At 45.1% G+C, this 18,227-nt stretch carries 19 protein-coding genes; 7 read left to right on the plus strand and 12 right to left on the minus strand.

Annotated elements, in window-relative coordinates:
• Positions 1 to 49 precede the first annotated feature (49 nt).
• From cydC to QMA04_RS15565, 5 genes are all read right to left on the minus strand, one after another.
• On the minus strand, positions 50 to 1,756 hold the full coding sequence (cydC, locus tag QMA04_RS15545) for a thiol reductant ABC exporter subunit CydC (RefSeq protein ID WP_191715476.1): 1,707 nt from the start codon (positions 1,754 to 1,756) through the stop codon (positions 50 to 52).
• Complete coding sequence (cydD, locus tag QMA04_RS15550) at positions 1,753 to 3,480, minus strand: thiol reductant ABC exporter subunit CydD (protein ID WP_290186847.1); 1,728 nt, start codon at positions 3,478 to 3,480, stop codon at positions 1,753 to 1,755. Before cydD ends, cydC begins: the two co-directional genes overlap by 4 nt.
• A gap of 178 nt (positions 3,481 to 3,658) precedes the next feature.
• Positions 3,659 to 3,829 (minus strand): hypothetical protein, encoded by a 171-nt coding sequence (locus QMA04_RS15555; RefSeq protein WP_191715474.1) that lies wholly within the window; start codon positions 3,827 to 3,829, stop codon positions 3,659 to 3,661.
• A 110-nt stretch (positions 3,830 to 3,939) separates the two neighbouring features.
• A complete protein-coding gene (locus QMA04_RS15560) occupies positions 3,940 to 4,671 on the minus strand; it encodes a hypothetical protein (RefSeq protein ID WP_191715473.1) in 732 nt (243 codons plus the stop codon).
• Between the two features lie 209 nt (positions 4,672 to 4,880).
• Entirely contained in the window at positions 4,881 to 6,524 is a 1,644-nt protein-coding gene (locus QMA04_RS15565; RefSeq protein ID WP_290186851.1) for an AMP-binding protein, read from the minus strand.
• A 158-nt stretch (positions 6,525 to 6,682) separates the two neighbouring features.
• Between QMA04_RS15565 and QMA04_RS15570 the strand changes: the two genes are divergently transcribed.
• Both QMA04_RS15570 and QMA04_RS15575 read left to right on the plus strand, forming a co-directional pair.
• Positions 6,683 to 7,840: a class I SAM-dependent methyltransferase gene (locus QMA04_RS15570; protein ID WP_290186853.1), complete on the plus strand. Its 1,158-nt coding sequence runs from the start codon at positions 6,683 to 6,685 to the stop codon at positions 7,838 to 7,840.
• Positions 7,837 to 8,091, plus strand: coding sequence for a hypothetical protein (locus tag QMA04_RS15575; RefSeq protein ID WP_290186855.1), 255 nt, complete (start codon positions 7,837 to 7,839; stop codon positions 8,089 to 8,091). The genes QMA04_RS15570 and QMA04_RS15575 overlap by 4 nt, the downstream gene beginning before the upstream one ends.
• Positions 8,092 to 8,145: 54 nt before the next feature.
• Here the strand turns inward: QMA04_RS15575 and QMA04_RS15580 are convergent, their stop codons facing one another.
• Complete coding sequence (locus QMA04_RS15580) at positions 8,146 to 8,565, minus strand: hypothetical protein (RefSeq protein ID WP_290186857.1); 420 nt, start codon at positions 8,563 to 8,565, stop codon at positions 8,146 to 8,148.
• Positions 8,566 to 8,718: 153 nt separating this feature from the next.
• Here QMA04_RS15580 and QMA04_RS15585 point away from each other — a divergent pair, with 153 nt between their 5' ends.
• Entirely contained in the window at positions 8,719 to 9,642 is a 924-nt protein-coding gene (locus tag QMA04_RS15585) for an ABC transporter ATP-binding protein (protein WP_290186859.1), read from the plus strand.
• Positions 9,620 to 10,564 carry an ABC transporter permease subunit gene (locus QMA04_RS15590; RefSeq protein ID WP_290186861.1) on the plus strand — a complete coding sequence of 315 codons (945 nt, stop codon included), beginning with the start codon at positions 9,620 to 9,622 and terminating at the stop codon, positions 10,562 to 10,564. The genes QMA04_RS15585 and QMA04_RS15590 overlap by 23 nt, the downstream gene beginning before the upstream one ends.
• A gap of 114 nt (positions 10,565 to 10,678) precedes the next feature.
• Here the strand turns inward: QMA04_RS15590 and QMA04_RS15595 are convergent, their stop codons facing one another.
• From QMA04_RS15595 to nfsA, 3 genes are read right to left on the minus strand one after another with little or no spacing between them, the layout of a single operon-like run.
• Positions 10,679 to 11,401, minus strand: coding sequence for an alpha/beta hydrolase (locus tag QMA04_RS15595; protein ID WP_290186863.1), 723 nt, complete (start codon positions 11,399 to 11,401; stop codon positions 10,679 to 10,681).
• A 23-nt stretch (positions 11,402 to 11,424) separates the two neighbouring features.
• Positions 11,425 to 12,039 (minus strand): NAD(P)-dependent oxidoreductase, encoded by a 615-nt coding sequence (locus tag QMA04_RS15600; RefSeq protein WP_290186865.1) that lies wholly within the window; start codon positions 12,037 to 12,039, stop codon positions 11,425 to 11,427.
• Between the two features lie 45 nt (positions 12,040 to 12,084).
• Positions 12,085 to 12,816, minus strand: a complete 732-nt coding sequence (gene nfsA / locus QMA04_RS15605) for an oxygen-insensitive NADPH nitroreductase (protein ID WP_290186867.1) — start codon at positions 12,814 to 12,816, stop codon at positions 12,085 to 12,087.
• Positions 12,817 to 12,921: 105 nt separating this feature from the next.
• Here nfsA and QMA04_RS15610 point away from each other — a divergent pair, with 105 nt between their 5' ends.
• Together QMA04_RS15610 and QMA04_RS15615 are read left to right on the plus strand one after the other, a co-directional pair.
• Complete coding sequence (locus QMA04_RS15610) at positions 12,922 to 13,476, plus strand: M15 family metallopeptidase (RefSeq protein WP_483313723.1); 555 nt, start codon at positions 12,922 to 12,924, stop codon at positions 13,474 to 13,476.
• A gap of 73 nt (positions 13,477 to 13,549) precedes the next feature.
• On the plus strand, positions 13,550 to 14,128 hold the full coding sequence (locus QMA04_RS15615) for a hypothetical protein (protein WP_290186871.1): 579 nt from the start codon (positions 13,550 to 13,552) through the stop codon (positions 14,126 to 14,128).
• 54 nt (positions 14,129 to 14,182) lie between these two features.
• On the opposite strand, the gene QMA04_RS15620 is transcribed toward QMA04_RS15615, so the two are convergent.
• The 3 genes from QMA04_RS15620 to QMA04_RS15630 form a co-directional block, all read right to left on the minus strand.
• Positions 14,183 to 14,539 (minus strand): hypothetical protein, encoded by a 357-nt coding sequence (locus tag QMA04_RS15620; protein WP_290186873.1) that lies wholly within the window; start codon positions 14,537 to 14,539, stop codon positions 14,183 to 14,185.
• 294 nt (positions 14,540 to 14,833) lie between these two features.
• Positions 14,834 to 15,826: a GNAT family N-acetyltransferase gene (locus QMA04_RS15625; RefSeq protein ID WP_191715461.1), complete on the minus strand. Its 993-nt coding sequence runs from the start codon at positions 15,824 to 15,826 to the stop codon at positions 14,834 to 14,836.
• A 6-nt stretch (positions 15,827 to 15,832) separates the two neighbouring features.
• Positions 15,833 to 16,495 (minus strand): Dph6-related ATP pyrophosphatase, encoded by a 663-nt coding sequence (locus QMA04_RS15630; RefSeq protein WP_290186875.1) that lies wholly within the window; start codon positions 16,493 to 16,495, stop codon positions 15,833 to 15,835.
• Positions 16,496 to 16,719: 224 nt separating this feature from the next.
• Here QMA04_RS15630 and aldA point away from each other — a divergent pair, with 224 nt between their 5' ends.
• A complete protein-coding gene (gene aldA / locus QMA04_RS15635; protein WP_290186877.1) occupies positions 16,720 to 18,168 on the plus strand; it encodes an aldehyde dehydrogenase in 1,449 nt (482 codons plus the stop codon).
• Positions 18,169 to 18,227 lie beyond the last annotated feature (59 nt).

Genomic DNA, 18,227 nt, shown 5'->3' on the forward strand with positions numbered 1-18,227 from the left:
GGAAGTCGCGTACTTAGGTTACCTTCCTTAGACGATTGCTTCCGCTTTTCTATGCAAAAACACTATTCTCGATTTGCTTCAACTGGTAGAAATAAGAGTGCTTCTTCATTAATTCGTTGTAAGAACCTATTTCTACGATCCGGCCATTTTCCATGACGGCAATTTGATCCATCTTCTCCAGACCCACCAAGTCATGACTGATAACAACAAAGGTATCATTATGGCCTTGTCGGAACAATTCTTCGTAAATGGCTCTTCCTGTTACACTGTCGACGGAAGAAACCGGCTCGTCCAGAAACCAGAGCGACTTCCCTTTTAGAAGAGCACGCGCAATCGCCAAACGCTGTTTTTGGCCTCCGGACAAATTCTGTCCTTTTTCTTCGACCTTCATCTCAAGCGGAAACAACTCCAACTGGACTTGGGCCAATGTCCGTTCCATCTCCTCATCGCTTGCCGCTGGATTAGCGATCGATAAATTGCTGCGGATTGTGCCAAAAAAGAAATGGTTTTCCTGGAGGACGATATTCATTTCCTGCCAAATGGCTTCTTGATCGAGTGTTTCCACCGGCTTTCCACCAATGGACAATTGGCCTTGATCGACAGGAAAAACATTCAGCAATAATTGCATCAAAGTCGACTTGCCTGAACCGCTGGGCCCGACAACCGCAGTCTTTGTTCCTGGCTTCAACTGGAGCGATACCCCATCAACCGCAAGCGCTGTTTCTCCTGGATAACTGAAGGACGCTTCTTTCAAGTTGATTTCAAGCGGTCTATCCGGAAGTTTTTCTATTCCTTGTGCGGCCCCAGGAACTGCGACAATTTCCTCCAATCGCACAGCTGCTTTTCTGCTTTCTTCAAAGTAAGCTGGAAATGCCGCCATAGGTGCCACGTTTTCAAAAGCGGCAATGGAAATCATGACGAGCATCGCCAAATATAAGCCTTCCAGTTCACCAGCGGCAACAAAATATGCGCCGACACCCAGAACAAAGAATGAAACCAGCAACGCGACCAATGAATTGATTGACTGTGCCAAATTTTCTTCCAAGCCCTCTTTTCGCTGCCCTTCATTATACTGGTCAGCATCTTTTTTCAGCAGCTGTTCTTTTTTGCCTAACTGCTGGTGGATTTTCAAATCACGGAAACCGTACAGAAATTCGGTGGCTTCTACAGCCAGGCTTCCACGCATCGCTCTGACCTGCCCATCTGTTTTGCGTTTTCGGATAGAGAACAAAGCAGGCACGATTACTACAGTCAACAGCATGCCGATCAGCATAACCAAAGCAATGCCTATGGAAAAGAACGAGCTGAAAAAAATGGTGCTTAAAAAAACGATACTTAATACAACTGGCGGATAAAAAACACGCAATAGAAAATTCTGCAGGCTTTCGACGTCTCCTACAATGCGAGACAACAAGTCACCGCTCCGATATTTGCCGAAAATCCCAGGTGCAAGCGGCGTGAGCCGTTCAAAAAATGAGACCCTTAAATGGCTGAGCATGGTAAATGTGGCGCGGTGTGAATACAAACGCTCACCGTACCGGCTCAATGCCGAAGCAAAACCGAATAACTTCAGACAAGCCGCCATCACAACCAATGTCGTCATTTGAGAAGTTAACGCAGCTTTCGAAATTAAATAACCACTCGACCCCATCAATGCCACACTGGCGATCCCCGCTAAAAACCCGAAGAAGATGGCAATCGAGACATCCTTTTTTTCAATGAGCGTCAATTTTAATACATGCTTTAATTCATTCATCGCACACTGCCTCCTTGCTGTGCCGATAGCATTTCTTTATATAGACTATATGTTTGCAGCAATTCATCATGGCTTCCAACAGCTTCAAGCTTGCCGCCGTCAAGGAAGAAAATCAGATCCGCTTTCCTGATGGTATGCAAACGGTGTGCCACCGTGATAACCGTCGATGTTTTCTGCAGTTCACTTAGTGAATCCTGCAGAATTTGTTCGGTCCGCAAATCCAGGCCGGTTGTTGGCTCATCGAATAAAATCAAAGAAGGCTTCTTCAGAAAAGCCCGCGCCAATGCAATCCGTTGCTTTTCTCCACCCGATAATCCACGACCTGCTTCACCAATAGGCGTTTCAAATCCCTGCTCAAGTGCCAAGACCATTTCAGCAATCCCTGCCTTTTCAGCTGCATCCAAAATTTCAGCATCACTGACTTGCCGATTGGCACCGATCTCCATGTTCTCCCGAATCGTGCCTGCAAAAAGGTAAGGGTTTTGAGAAATATAACTTAATTGGTCAAACCAGGATTGTTCACTCATTTTCTCCCGTTGGACTCCATTGATCATCAGACGCCCTTCACTTTGCGGCAAAAGCCCAGCCAACAACTGCATGAGCGTCGTTTTTCCTGATCCGCTTTTGCCGATGATCGCCACTTGGCTATAAGGAGGAATCTCACCATCCATTGGCGCTAAAGTAAAACCATCATCGCCATATTGAAAAGACAAGCCCTCAAGCGAAAGATGCGGTGGTTCAGGCGCCAATTTCTCACTGCCCCAAACCAGACTTGGATGAGTTTTTTCTAGTTCAGCTGACAATTGATTTGCTGCCGACACGCTTCCTCTTGCTGTATGAAAGGCGCTGCCGAAATCTTTCAGCAGATTAAAGAAATCCGGCACTAAAATCAAAATGAAAAATGCCGTAAAAAAACTGATGCTGTCGAAGACGACAAGGCGCAGACCGATTTCAAGTGCAATGATTCCGATGCTCAGCATTGAGATATACTCCAGCATCAAAGAAGAAAGAAACGCTGATTTCAATACGTCCATTGTGGAGTCTCGGAAACTTAAACTGCTCTTGCGGATGGTGTTCCGTTGTTTTTCAGCCTGTCCGAATAACTTGAGTGTCGTTAAACCTTGCAACACATCAAGAAACGTACCCGAAAACTGGCTGAGTTGCTCCATTTTTTCGTCCGCTTTTTTTTTCGTCCCTTTTCCGACCATAGCCATGAAAACCGGAATAAATGGGGCCGTAATCAGGATAATAACTCCGGTTGTCCAGTTTTGAGTAAAAATAACCGCCAATAATAACAGTGGAATAATATAAGTTTGAATCATTTGTGGAATGTATTTGCTGAAGAACCCATCTACTTCGTCTACTGCATCCATCAACAAGCTGACTTTCTGGCCGGATTGGCCTTGAGCTGCTGATTGCAGCGGATTTGAAGCAAACGATTTTATTAAAGTACTCCGAAATTCACTTTTTACATCAGCAGCCAAGTTCACGCCTGCCCGGCCAATTGCATACCCGGCACCTGCACGCAGCAGGATCGCCGACAACAAGCCGACAAACAACGGCAGCAAACTTTCGAATGCAGCATTTTGAAGAAAGACCCGATCTGCAATAGCCACGAAAAACAAGGCTTGCCCAATGGTAGCAACCCCTTTTAAAACCGACGCCACTGCCAGGAAAGCCATCTTGTTCTTCCGCTGAAATGCCAGTTGCTTTAAATCGTTCATGCCATTCTCTCCTTCACTTTACCTCCTTCTATTATAAGGCATCCGATGTTGAAACCCTCATCAGGCGCCCATAGCTGCTGCGTTTATAGCGATTTTTGTTACAGTCCTGTTCACAATTCCACTCTTGGCATGTAAACAAAAAAACCTGCTGGCGGTCAGCCAAGCAGGGTGCGAATGATTAATTTTCAATTGTTTGTCCATGCATGCCCGTTGAAAAAATAGCCGTTTTCAGCCAAGTCATGTCTTCCTGTATTTTCAGTTTTAAGGATTGATCAACACATTTTCGATATTCATCCATTAACTTAATCAGTTCATATTCGAAAATGGCCAATTCTTCTTCTGTAAGCACTGTAAACACCCTCTTAGGTAAGCCGTTTTTATACCATGCTTTATTACCTATCTTAGTATGACTATTATACCATTATCTTTCTTTTTTTGCTATAAAAATAAATTTTTATTTTACAAAAGTAACAATAGGACGGAATAAGAAATCAGCCCAGTACAAAAGGCCAATAAACTGCTCTCCCGCTCTTCCGGCAATTCTTCCTTTAAAACATTTAAAATAATGCCGCCTGCCAATAACGCAGTCAGTACTGACATAATCCAATCATGCACTTCCGTAACGGCACCAATTCCCCAGCCGATCAGAATCGCCGCAGCCAACAACCATCTTCCGTACCGGTCGTAATCCTCTGGGTGGGTAGCGCGCAACCCTTTATCGTTGGCCATGAAATGAACAGCCATCGCGGAAAAAAACAAAACCATACTCCCCATATCCTGATAATCTTCCCTAACGAGCAAATAGCCAATGACGCCATTATACAAAGCAAAAGTGATAATGTGAACCCAAAAAACTCCGGTCGCTGCTTTAGGCTCTGCAAGATGTCTGTTTTTCTTTTTAGAGGTCTTCACCCAATGCTCCAGTGCATAAAAGATGACCAATCCGGTCATCGCAAGCAAATATATATGATTTTCCAAAAATCTCAGACTGCCATTCTCCAGTTCACCCTGCAATTCATCTTGGAAAACTCCGAGTTCCGGCAACAAGTGCAAAAAGACATATGCGACCGATATCCCACCCGCGATGGAAAGGAACCGGCTTCGCGGCAACACTTTCAACAGTTTTAAACGTTTTGAAAACAGATGGATCAAAACAAACCCAATGGCAAAAATGAAGCTCAGCCAAATCATCCGCAAGCTCCTCCTTTTAGACAGATAGATGGCCAGATAAGAAGGGTGCGGCTATTTCTGCGAAACACCAAATACCCTATATTCGAGACAAACTTCTTTTTACTTATCTCCCCTTTATGAAGAATTGTAAACTAGGACAAGGATTGATCTATAAGCAAAATAGAAAAGGCACCCAAAAGGATGCCTTACAACTTCTGTTATTTCTTTTCTCACACTTCAGCTTTTCGGCTTTGTTCGACTGATAGCTCGCGCAACTTGAACTTTTGTATTTTCCCTGAAGCCGTCATCGGATATTCCTTGGTGAACTCAATATAGCGCGGAATTTTGTGCCGGGATATTTTTCCTGTGCAATAAGCTTTCAGCTCTTCTGCATCGAGCTTTTCTCCTTCTTTCAAGATCACCCATGCCATCAGCTCTTCCCCATATTTCGGATCAGGCACACCCACTACTTGAACATCCTGTACAGAAGGATGCTGATAAAGAAATTCTTCGATTTCACGCGGATAAATGTTCTCGCCTCCACGGATTACCATATCTTTGATGCGTCCGGTGATGGCAATATAGCCATCTTCGTCTTCAACAGCGATGTCGCCCGTATGAAGCCAACCTTCCGGATCGATCGCAGCTTTTGTGGCTTCTACATTTTTATAGTAGCCTTTCATAACATGGTAGCCCCTTGTACAAAGTTCTCCAGGCACTCCGGTCGCTACCTGTTGTCCTGTCACCGGATCGATGATTTTCACTTCCACTCCCGTATGCGGTTTGCCGACTGTCGACACCCGTTTTTCGATGTCATCATCAGCCCGCGTCTGTGTGATGACCGGTGATGATTCTGTCTGGCCATAAGCGATAGTAATTTCCGAAGCCCCCATATCATGGATGACTTTCTTCATCACTTCGATCGGACAAGGAGAGCCCGCCATGATGCCTGTACGCAGCGTCGACGTATCGAAAGACGCAAAATCCGGATGGTTCAACTCGGCGATGAACATCGTCGGCACTCCATGAAGTCCTGTGCACTTTTCATCCTGCACCATTTGCAGTACACGTTTCGGTTCAAACTGTTCTGCAATGACCATCGTCGTCGAATGCGTCACTGCAGCCATTGTTCCAAGCACGCAGCCAAAACAATGGAAAAACGGGACAGGAATACACAAGCGGTCGGTTTCTGTCAGGTTCATCGTATCACCGATCAGTTTGCCGTTATTGACAACGTTCAGGTGCGTCAGCATGACGCCTTTCGGAAATCCGGTTGTGCCGGATGTATACTGAATGTTGATGACGTCGTCGGGATCCATCGAATGAAAACGTTCCTGGTACTCAGCGTCGCTGACCTTTTCAGCAAAAGCCTCGAATTCATTCCATGTGTAGATTCCTGGATAACTCGAGTTGCTCATGACAATCACCCGTTTGAAATGCGGCAGTTTCTTGCTGACGATTTTGCCTTTTTCAGCCGTTGCCAACTCCGGGCAAACCGTGTTGACGATTTCTATATAACTCGTACCTTTAAACTCTTCCCCTAATATCAAAGTTGTCGCGTCCGACTGCTCCAATAAATATTCAAGTTCGCTCGATTGGTAGCTCGTATTGACCGTCACTAATATACCACCCATTTTCCCGGTGGCGAATTGGCTGAGCAGCCATTCACGCTTGTTGTCTGACCAAATGGCCACATGTTCCCCTTTTTCAATCCCAATTCCAATAAATGCCTTTGCCAGGCGATCTGTTTCTTCATCAAATTCCTTGTAGGTTTTTCGAATCCCATGTTCCGGATAGACGTAAGCTTCTGTCTTCGGATTCAGCGCAGCCTGTTCTTTCACGACTTGCCCGACTGTTTTCTGCAAAGTCACCATTTTCCATCCCCCTAGTTGAAAACGTTTTCACCCCTCTATATTATCACAAAATTCCAAATTAATGGGACGTGCTTTTATCGGAACGAACCGGACAGCTCGCTCTTTTTATGCACCGCATGATAAACTAAAACTATTACATGCAACGGAAAGGATCGACCATGGAATTACAAACAATGCAGGACCAATTGACAGAACGCCTTTTGCAGCAGCAATTGGTGTCAGCAACCGTCAGCCAGCCGCGACTGAAATCCAATGACATCAAGCGGATCAAACTGAAGCCGGTTGAAATTAAAAACGAATACTTAATCCAATTTGAATATCAGCATGAACATGTGCTGAAACACGAAAACTTGCCCCTTGAAGAAGCATGCCGTAAATTGGAATCTCTTTTCAATGACTTTCGCCAAGCCCTGTTTCAATTCACGGATGAAAAAGTACAGATCCAGCTTTCCAAAAAATTCAAAGTCAGCTGGAAAGCCGAACAGACCGGCGAGAAAAAAGCTGAGCTCTCTCATAACCGCAAAAAGCAATACTTACTGGAAGACGGCATCCCCTATCCATTCCTGGTTCGCCTCGGCGTTCAAAGCTCGGATGGAAAAGTCAAAAAGCAGAAGTACGATAAATTCCGCCAAATCAATCGTTTCATTGAATTTATTGATGATGCACTTGCCTATTTGCCGCAGGACCGCACTGTCCGCATCCTTGACTTCGGTTCAGGAAAATCGTATTTGACCTTTGCGCTGTATCATTACTTGCGCATTGAAAAAGGCTTGGACCTGCGGGTTACCGGCCTTGATCTGAAAAAAGAAGTGATTGAGGAATGCCAGCAGATTGCAGAAGACCTCCGCTATGAACAGCTGGAGTTCCTGGTGGGAGACATCAATGACTACAATGAGGAATCCGCTGTCGATATGGTTGTCACTTTGCATGCCTGCGACGTAGCGACCGATATGGCTTTATCGCGCGCCGTTAAATGGGATGCAAAAGTAATTTTGAGCGTTCCTTGCTGCCAGCACGAATTGAACAGCCAAATAGCGGCACCCGAACTTGGCATCATGCTGCAGCACGGGTTGATCAAAGAGCGTTTCAGCGCTTTAGCCACGGACTCGATCCGTGCAGAATTGCTGTCTCTCGTTGGCTACGAAACGCAATTGATGGAATTTATCGATATGGAGCACACACCCAAAAACATCTTGATCCGCGCTTATAAAACCGGCCGAAAACCGGCTGCTGGACAATTTAAGAAGTACAAACAGTTTACTTCATTGCTGTCAGCCGAGCCATTTCTCGAAAACGAATTAAAGGAGTATCTATGAAACGCAAAAATTTAGTGAACGGCATGATTTTAGCCCTTTCTGTCGTGCTGATCCGTTTTATTGACGTCCGGATTTATGACATGAACCTGGTAGTGACCTTGTTGATTTTAGCTGCTCTGATTTATGGGGCGATGCGCATTGTTGAACGTTTTCCGTCTCTCGAGGAACCTGTCAGCAAACAGACTTCATTAACTGTCAATACGCTTGTGATCCTTTTCATTTTTCTGGTGTTTTTTATATTCAAACTCTAAATACATCAAAAGAAGCGACGGCTGAATTTTCGGCCGTCGCTTCTTTTGTTCTATTCAAGGGGAGTTTTCATTAGGCTTTTGCTGTGCCTTTTCCTCAATTTTTTTATAAATATAATTTTCTACCGGCGCTAAGGTGAATTTCAAGTTACTGGTTTTAAGGTGATTCTTTAGGTAATCAAGTTGATGGTTCTCTATTGATTCCGATTGCAGATTCAATATAGAGTGGACAGAAAGCATTCCTTCATTTGTTGCCATCGGGCTGTCTTCTCCAGCTTTTTCGCGGGCTTTCACTTGCTCCATGCCAAAAATCAGCCCTTCATTTTCCAATTCTTTCATCACAGCAGCATATCGGTCTTCACCGATTTCCTGTGCCAGATGCTGATCTAATTGCTTAAGGTCATCATAGCCTCCACCCATATAATATTGCGTATAATAAGCGATCAGAACCTGTTCTTTGTCCTCCAACTCTTTCATCGCCAACCCCTCCATCATTTTGCTCTTGGTTCTGTTATTCCCTTTTTTGAATCTAGTATGCACCCGTTGCCGAAGTTCCCTCTAAAAAAAGTGAAACTTTAGCCTTCTTGGTTCGTTACTACTAATGACATATAAGAGAGCAGGTGGCAGAGTATGGCTGAACAAGCGATTGTCCAAATCAAGAATCTATCGAAAACAATCGGCAATAAAAAAATCATCAAAAATTTGAGTCTGGAGCTTCACAAAGGTGAAATCACAGGGTTTCTCGGTCCCAATGGAGCCGGAAAAACCACGACGATCCGGATGATGGTTGGTTTGATGCGTCCGACCGAAGGCGAAGTATGGATCGATGGCCAATCCGTGCAGACAGACTTCGAAGACAGCATCCAAAAAGTCGGTGTCATAGTGGAAAACCCCGAAATGTACAAATACATGTCCGGTTACAAGAACCTTCTTCATTTTTCACGGATGCATAAAGGAATATCCAAAGAGCGGATTGATGAAGTCGTCAAACAGGTCGGCATGCAAAATCGCATTAATGAAAAAGTCGCTTCTTACTCGCTCGGCATGCGGCAGCGTCTTGGCCTGGCACAAGCACTTTTGCACGATCCGAAATTCCTGATTCTCGACGAACCAACAAACGGCCTTGACCCAGCGGGCATTCGCGAATTCCGGATTTACCTGCAGAAAATAGCCAAGGAAAACGGAGTGGCTGTTTTTGTTTCCAGTCATCTCTTGTCTGAGATTGAATTGCTGTGCGACCGGATTGCCATTATTCAAAATGGCGAATTAATCGATATCAAAAACGTCAATGATCTCCAGAGATCTCGCTATTACATTCAAGCAGAACCTCTGGAACTGGCTGAAGAAGTGCTGACGGGCATTGGATTTCCCGCAGTATTGCACGATAAAGGCTATCTGATCGATTCTGGCGCCGAACATATTCCGGGAGTCATCAATCTGTTGGTCGGAGCCGGCGTGCGAATTTTTGCCGTCCAGCCATATCGTGAAACCTTAGAATCCCAATTCCTTGAAATGACAGGAGGCGGCGAAATTGCTCAAACTCATACAAAATGAATGGATGAAACTATGGAGCCGAAAAATGACTTGGATTATGGCCGCATTGCTGGTCGTGGTCGTATTTGCAGGTGTTGGCATCACCAAATGGATGAATTCTACAGCCACTGAAAACGCCAACGAGAACTGGCGGGACATTGCTGAAGCAGAAATCGCCAACAGTATGACCATGCTGGCAGAACCCGATCTTAGCGAACCACAAGTCGATTATTATGAAGGACAGATTGCCATCGCTGAACACCGGCTGGAAAATGACATTCCTTCATTTGAATACACCAGTATGCAACAACAAGTAATCGATACCCATATGATGATGTCACTCGTTACGCTATTGGCAGTCATTGTAGCCGGCGGCATTGTAGCTTCTGAATTTTCACAAGGGACCATTAAAATGTTGCTCACACGGCCGGTGAAGCGTTGGAAAATCCTCACTTCCAAATACATAACCGTGCTGCTGTTTGCCGTGGCGTTGACCACGATTTTAATGATTTCCACAGCACTTGCAGGATTGCTCTTTTTCGGATTTAGCGACGGAACCCTTCTCGTTTGGAACGGGTCTGAAGTGGCAGAAACTTCGTTCTGGCTGGAAGCCCTCAAGCTCGCAGCACTTAAATTTTCAAGTGTCTGGATGATCAGCACGTTCGCATTCATGCTGAGCACCGTTTTCCGCTCCAGTTCCTTAGCAATCGGCTTATCGATCTTCCTGATGTTTACAGGCATCCAAGCCGTCTTCCTATTACAGAACTATGAAATCGTCAAATATTATTTGTTTACCCATACCGACCTGACACAATTTTTCACCGGTAATTTCATGATTTCTGATATCACTATCCAGATGTCCATCGTCGTACTGGCCGTTTACTTTTTGGTATTCATGGCTATCAGCTACTGGACATTCGGCAGAAGAGACATCACTGCGTAAAAGAAAAGCGGAAGCGCCCATGTAGATTCGACGGGCATAAGACGCGCTGGCGAAGGTTAAAAGCTGTACTTCCGAAACCTATAAAAAAACGAAAACTGGCCCAGAACCTATGGGTCAGTTTTCGTTTATCCATTGGGTTAATATCTCTACTACCTGATCTTGCTGCTCGATCGGCGTTATTTCAGCTGCGTCGTCACCTTTTTGTTCACCATATAAACCGAATTGCGCATGGTTGCCGCCTTCAATTTCAACGAAGACACTGTCATCCGGGAATAATTTCCGGCTCTCTTCAATGTCTTCCACTGTAGACAAGCCATCCAACTCTCCATAAATCGACAGCATAGGCAAGTCGCTGGCCGAAAAGTCGCCAGCTGGATATGCGCCAAGGAAATAAAGCCCTGTCAGCTTTGACGAAGAATCTTCCGCATAAAATGAAGCGGCTACACCGCCCAAAGAATGGCCGCCAAGAAACCACTCCTCCACTTCAGGATATTCTTCAATCACAGCATCCGCTTTTCTTGAACCCAGAATCCCAAAGTTCAATGGCAATTGGGGGATCGAAACAACAAAGCCTTTCTCGCTTAGGGATTGCCCGAGGTATGCATAAGCTTCTTTTTTCACTTTTGCTCCCTGATACAAGATAATTCCTTTGCCGTTAGGTGATTCCGGCTGAAAAATCAAGCCCTCTTCATCCCGATCAATTGCAGATAGATCTACATTCTCAGTCAAGACAGCACTTGGTCCATTATCAAACTGAGCATAAATAACAAAGCTGATGATTGCAATTGCCAATAAAGCAAAAACGCCCAATCCTATACGCACTAACCATTTTTTCATGGGGCACCTTCTGTCTAAACTTTCTAGTAAGCCAAGCCTGCACGGCTCTGAATGAATTCCTGTGATTCCAGCTGGTGATACGCAAACTCCGCCGTGTCCCCAACCGTTATTTCTTTTCCTTCTTCAGGCAACAGATCTTTTTCTGCACGATACTTGCCGCAGGCTTCGCCATCAGGCAAGTATGTAGGGCAAATAATGGTCCATTGAAGAGAGGTTTTTTCAAACAACCGATAAACCGATTCATGTTCTTCTGCAGCAAACGTCAGCTTGCGCTTGGAATCTCCACCTTCGTAACGGAGCAGGCCTGGGCTCAACCGACTATCCAAAATTCCCGCCGTCCCAATGGTTATCACTCGTTCGATGCCGTTTTTTTCCATCGCGTTTACAATCAGCGGCGCCGCTTCAGATAAGGTCGTTGTCCGGTCTGTCCCAATAGCGCTGAAAATCGCTGAGGTCCCAATAATCGTTTTTTCAACGTCTTCTGCATTTCGTACGTCCCCAATAATCATTTCCAAATTCGGGTGCGCCTCTAATTTTTCGGACCGGACCAAAGCTTTTACGTGATGGCCGTCTGCTAAAGCCCGTTTAAGAATTTCGCCGCCCACGCGTCCTGTAGCTCCGAATAGTGCCAGCTTCATTGCTTTTCCTCCTTAGGTTTTATCTGTCAAAAAACTTTGTATGCCTTACTTGAAATGGTAGCCTTTTTTCGCCAATACTTCTTTAATGTCTTCACGGCGCGGCTTTCTTAGGAAATTTGCCATTTGTTGCGTCCAAGTAGCGGTTTTCTGATTCGATCCGCGGCTTGCATAATAGGCTTGGATCGTATTGTCGTATTCCGGCAAGATGGTTTCATACTTCGCCTCATCGTACTCATTTTCATGCAAAATCGCTTCGACCGGCAAACGTGGCTTGACGCCATTCGCTTCGTTCGGAACACCGACGGTCAAGCCGTAAACCGGGAAGACACCTTCAGGCAATCCGACCAGTTCGCTGATAGCTTCCATATTATTGCGGACGCCGCCGATATAGCAGATGCCATAGCCTTTCGATTCAGCTGCAAGAGCAAGATTCTGCGCCAGCAAACCAACATCGGTTACAGCCACAATCAAATTTTCCGCGTAATCGAAGACAATTTCCTGTCCCTGCATCTTGCCTGCATGTTGCAGCCGGTTGTAATCGGCACACATCAGAAAGACTGCTCCCGCGCCTTCCATTTGTTTAGCATTTTGGGACAGTTCGCCCAGTTTTTTGCGTTTTTCAGGATCTGTTACCCAAACGATTGAATAAGCTTGGACAAAGTGGGATGTGGCTGCATGTTGCGCCGCTGCAACCAGTTCGCTGACTTCCTCCCGTGACAATTGCTTTTCTTTATAGTCGCGTATAGAAGCGTGCGCTTTCATCAATTCGATAACCATTGATTGTATCCCCTCTCTCTTCATTTCTTCTATCGTACCAAATTCTTTGCTGCGATACTCTTTTCATGATTTTTGCTACAATAGAAGCTACAGAGGTGAATGAAATTGAAACACGCAAAGACCGCTTTTACGATCTTTTTCTTAGTGATTCTCGGCGGTTTTTTATTTATATGGCTGGAGAAGGAAATGGCGTTTCGGGAAGAATTGGAGAAGCGCCCATTGCCTTCCGGATTGCACCCCCTCGTAGAAGAAAAACGCGATCAGCTGGTCGCTCAAGCTGCTGAAATTGGAATCGATATTATTATTACCGATGGTTACCGCTCCCCTGAAGAACAGGCAGACCTCCACAGTCAAGGGCGAAGCACGCCTGGCTCTATTGTGACGCATGCAGAAGCTGGGGAGTCCTATCATAATTATGGGTTGGCCATCGATTACGCTCTGCGCTTTGATGACGGATCGGTTGTTTGGGACATTACAAGAGACGGCAACGGCAACGGAGAAAGTGATTGGTTCGAAGTTGCGGCTATCGGTAAGAAACTTGGATTTGACTGGGGTGGTGACTGGCAGCGTTTCAAGGATTACCCACATCTCGAAATGACTTTCGGCTTGTCGATCCGCGAACTGCAACAAGGATGGCGCCCAGAAGATAAAATAGAATAAACACCGCTGTTTTTTCTATTGTTTGTAACAGATGCTCCTGCTTCTTCGTCTTATAGACAAAGGAGGCATACGAATGATGAAAACGATCAGGGCCATCCGTATTCTTATTCCTGTTTTGGTGCTGATAGCCTGCGGGGTTGATGAACCACTAAAACAACCGGCAGATGATATAAGTGATTTCACTGTGAATTCTGCTCAATCCGACGCTGTCCAAGGCGACTTCATTTATCGCTTGATAAGCGAAAAAGAACAATACACCGAAGGCGAAGAAATAAAAGTTTATGCGGAACTGGAATATAACGGTGCACAGGAGAACATTGAAATTTCCCATGCCGCTTCCCCTTTCCATTTCCCCCTTTCCGAAGAGACAAGGAAATATGTCGTTGAATATGCCATGAACGAACCATTGTTGACTACCCGATTAACCAAAGGAGAGCCCTTGCATGAAGACTATACTGGCAGCGGCGGCTATAGTGCCGAAGAAGATGAAGCTTATATTGAATTTGTTCAGCGTATTATGGAAAAAGAGTTTCCGCCCGGTTATTATAAAATCGATGGTTTTGCGAACTTCACTGCCACAAGCTCTGCTGGTTCCGCCACTCCTTATGAAATCCATACACAAATCGACTTTAAAGTCGTTCCAGAAAATTAAAACAGCACGTGTCCTATTGGACCGCGCTGTTTTAATTCTTAGGAATGGAGTCAATTAACTGCGATTGCTGTAATCGTGCAGATGCGACAATGGCGTCAGATAATACAGCTCATCAGGACAACGCTGAGAAATTTTATATAGTTCCCAAAACAATGCTTCCGGCACTTCATATTGCTGTATAAAATCTGGCATTTTTCTCGTTTTAAGCGTAGCCTGCTGTTCTTTCACTTGGTCTATATCAACCCATAAGGTTTGATGTCCACTGGTTTCCGCTTCTTTCTCATGTGAAGGGACGATGACACTTAAACGTGCAAACAAGGTGATGAACTGTTCTCCCGCTTCTTCGTGTGTGCCTTTGGATCTTGAAAAATAAAAGCTTATTTCTTCTTGAAAATCTGTTTGATCTTTCAACACGTTTCTCCCCTTCTTTTTTGAACAAAGAAAAAGCCGAAAAGTCTTCCCGTGTTTATGGAAAGTTACTTTTCGGCTTTGCTGATAGCACTAATCTCTACAGCACTTGACCAAATTATTTAATTGCGTTTTACGAACCAAGTAGTTACAGCGGATATTTTAGGTGGAAACGCTATCGTTTTCCTGATGCTTCTAGCTTATTCGAATTTTTAAAATTAGTAAAGTGGCTTGATGAATCAGTAGGAGGATTTTATTATGTCGATTCGTCTAGAGTCATCAGTTGCCGGCTTCCAACTATTCGCCATGTGCCCACGAAATTCGCGGATCCACTTTCCTTACCATACGGACCATGATGGGCTGAAATCCCATTCTCGGCCAAAAATAGGAAGCTAGTTGATTGGGCGTATGCCAATCTGCGAAAATATACTCATAGCCCTGTTTCTTCATCTCATCGAAACAGTAATTGGCTAACGCCCGCCCTACTCCTGTTCCTCGGAGGTCCGGATTAGTCGATGCTGCAGGAAGCACGGCACAATTTTCGGGAGTCACCAGACTCAGCGGGTCTTCCTTGCGGAAATAGACATGGAATCCGGCAATCTGGTCCCCCTGCTCAGCCATCCACAAATATGCATCCTGGTCTTCACTCAAAGCTTCGTAGCTTTCCTTTACATCCTCTAAAGTTTCACGTGTAATAGGTTGCCAAGAAGGAGCGGCTGCCTGATGAATGCTATTCCACATTCCCATTTTTTTCAGTAATGATGCGTCTTCCCTTTTTCCTTTTCGAAACTCGAGCTTCGGAAGTGTGCCGTTTTCCGGTTCAAAATCATCAAGCGACAAAATTCCATATTTCTGTTCAAAACTGAAAGACTGGTCCAGCCATTGGTCAATAACTGCTTCATTGCCCAGCGGCGCCATTAATCTATGATGAAAATAGCCATGTTTGATCCACTCAGCTCCAGCATCTGCATATAACAACCTCAACAAACGCGGATTTTCATGTTCGCTTATAGCGATGGATTCATAGTCCATCCATACATAGCGCCCGTGTTTAGCATCTTCTTTAAACTCATAAAGCAAATAACCGATTACATCAATCCCTCTGACTGCCACAATGCCATTGATGAATGGACGTTCGAGCATATGCCGCAGAACCTCTTCGGTATCATCGATTTCTTCGAACGTTGTCGGCAGAAAGCTGAAGATCTTACGCTCCCTTTCATGGCGCTTTGCCAACAGTACCGCCATTTGCCGAATATGTTTTTCTTCCATCCCCATGATTTGAATCAATCGTGATCACTCCTCTGAATGAAGTTTCACTTCCAATATTCCGTAGTTCCCTGCCTTGATTTTTTCACCGAATATGACTGGCACCGGTTCAACGAAAATTGGGCCATCTACAATCATCGTATGGAACTCCCCTTCTTCACCGCAGACATCCACACCTTCCGCTTCCAATTCATCTATCAATTCATCAGTGAATTCACGTCCCAAAAAACGTTCATCCAAGCGCTTTGTATCGACTACTGTAATGACTGCCCGAAAACCTTCGTCCACCAATTCCTTTGCAATCTTTCTTCGCGGCTCTTGCCATAGAGGGTGTCCGACACTCATATCTGCTTCTGCACTGACTTTTTCCACCCACTTCAAATGGTCTTCCAAATCGATATCGCCGTAAACTCCCATATCAATTCCTTGGGCTTTAAATTTCTTCAGTTGCTTAATAAATTCCTTTTCATAACCAGACCAGCTGGCTTTTCCGATGACTAAAGGCAACCCCATCCGCTCTGCCTGTGCCTCCATGACTTCAATCGGCAAACCATGTGACCGTGATTTGGAGCCATCTTCTTCGAACATGGTAAACAAGGCAAGCGGCACATGCCCTTCCAACACGGCGCGGTAATAGGCAAGCGCTGAATCTTTCCCGCCGCTCCAAGACATAACAAATGATTTTTGCATAATGCACCTCTTTTTTCTGATTCGCTGTTACTGTAACTAATTCGTCACAGCTTGATTGAAACCCTTTTAAACAGCCCTTTTTTAATCTGCCCATACGAAGGAAATCCTTTTGTCTCCATCCGCTGACTCTTTTTAGCATTCTGGTTTCCCTTCTATTGAGACCTTGTCTGTTTAACACAGTAAAGCACAGGGAAAAGCTTATTAAACACAAAGGAGGCAGACTCATGCAACAACATCAATTATATATAAATGGAACATATACAGACTCCACCGGAACAGAATGGATCGACATCATCAACCCTTCGACAGAAGAAACCATTTCGCAGATTCCTAATGGAACAAAAGAGGATGTCGACCGCGCTGTAAATGCCGCGTTCGAGGCACAAAAATCTTGGGAGCTCCTACCCAATATCGAACGCGGTAAAATTGTCCGTGCATTGGGAGATAAAATCGCAGAAAAACGCGATATATTCATTGATTTGCTGCAGGAAGAACAAGGAAAAAGCTATGAATTGGCGAGCGGCGAAATCGATCTTGCCATTGACTATTTCCATTACATGTCCGAATGGGCACGACGGATCGAAGGCGAAATCGTGCCAAGCGACCGGCCGAATGAAAACATCTTCATCTACAAAAAGCCCATCGGCGTCGTAGCAGGAATTGTTCCTTGGAATTTCCCGGTTTTCATATTGGCCAGAAAAGTAGCAACAGCTTTTGTTACCGGTTGTACAATCGTCTTAAAACCAAGCCAGCAAACGCCAAACACCGCCATGGAATTCACAAAAATCATTCATGAAATGGATGAAATTCCGGCAGGTGTCTACAATGTCGTGACTGGAACAGGATCTGAAATCGGCAATGCACTGGCTTCACATGAAAAAGTACAGCTCGTCACCATGACCGGCAGCGTCCCAGCAGGAACCAAAGTAATGGAGGCCGCCGCAAAGAACATCACCAAAGTCAATTTGGAATTGGGTGGCAAGGCTCCTGCTATCGTTACCCAAAATGCAGATCTCGATCTTGCAGTTGAAGCTATCACAACCTCCCGACTGGCGAATAATGGGCAAGCCTGCACAAACGCCGAACGGGTCTATGTCCATGAAAGCATTGCGGAAGAATTCACGAAAAAACTAACGGCCGCTTTCGAATCTAAGACTTTGGCAGACCCGCGGAAGAACAAAGAAGCGGACATGGGACCGCTTGTCAGCCAGGATCGGCTTGATACCGTGCATGATATGGTCAAACAGGCAGTGAGTGAAGGCGCAACGGTCGCTACCGGCGGTGAACGCGACGATAGCCAACCCGGCTTTTTCTATAAACCGACAGTTTTGACAAATGTGGAGCACGATTCGGCGATTATCCGCGATGAAATTTTCGGTCCTGTATTGCCTGTCACCACTTACAGCACATTGGAGGAAGCCATCGAAAAAGCCAATGATACAGAATTCGGCTTATCTTCAGCAGTCTACACAAACGACCTGAACGAAGCCATGAAAGTCGTCAATGAAATGAAGTTCGGCGAAACCTACGTAAATCGAGAAAATTTTGAAGCGATTCAAGGCTATCACGCCGGCATGCGCAAATCTGGACTTGGCGGCGCCGATGGCAAACACGGCATGGAGGATTTCCTGGTCACGCAAGTGGTCTACATGCAATATAAGAACGGACAGTAAATACACGTAAAAACACTCTTCTTTTGTTTCAGAAGAGTGTTTTATGGTGTTAAAAAGAG

The sequence above is a fragment of the Planococcus sp. APC 3900 genome, assembly GCF_030407735.1.
Lineage (GTDB): Bacteria > Bacillota > Bacilli > Bacillales_A > Planococcaceae > Planococcus > Planococcus notacanthi.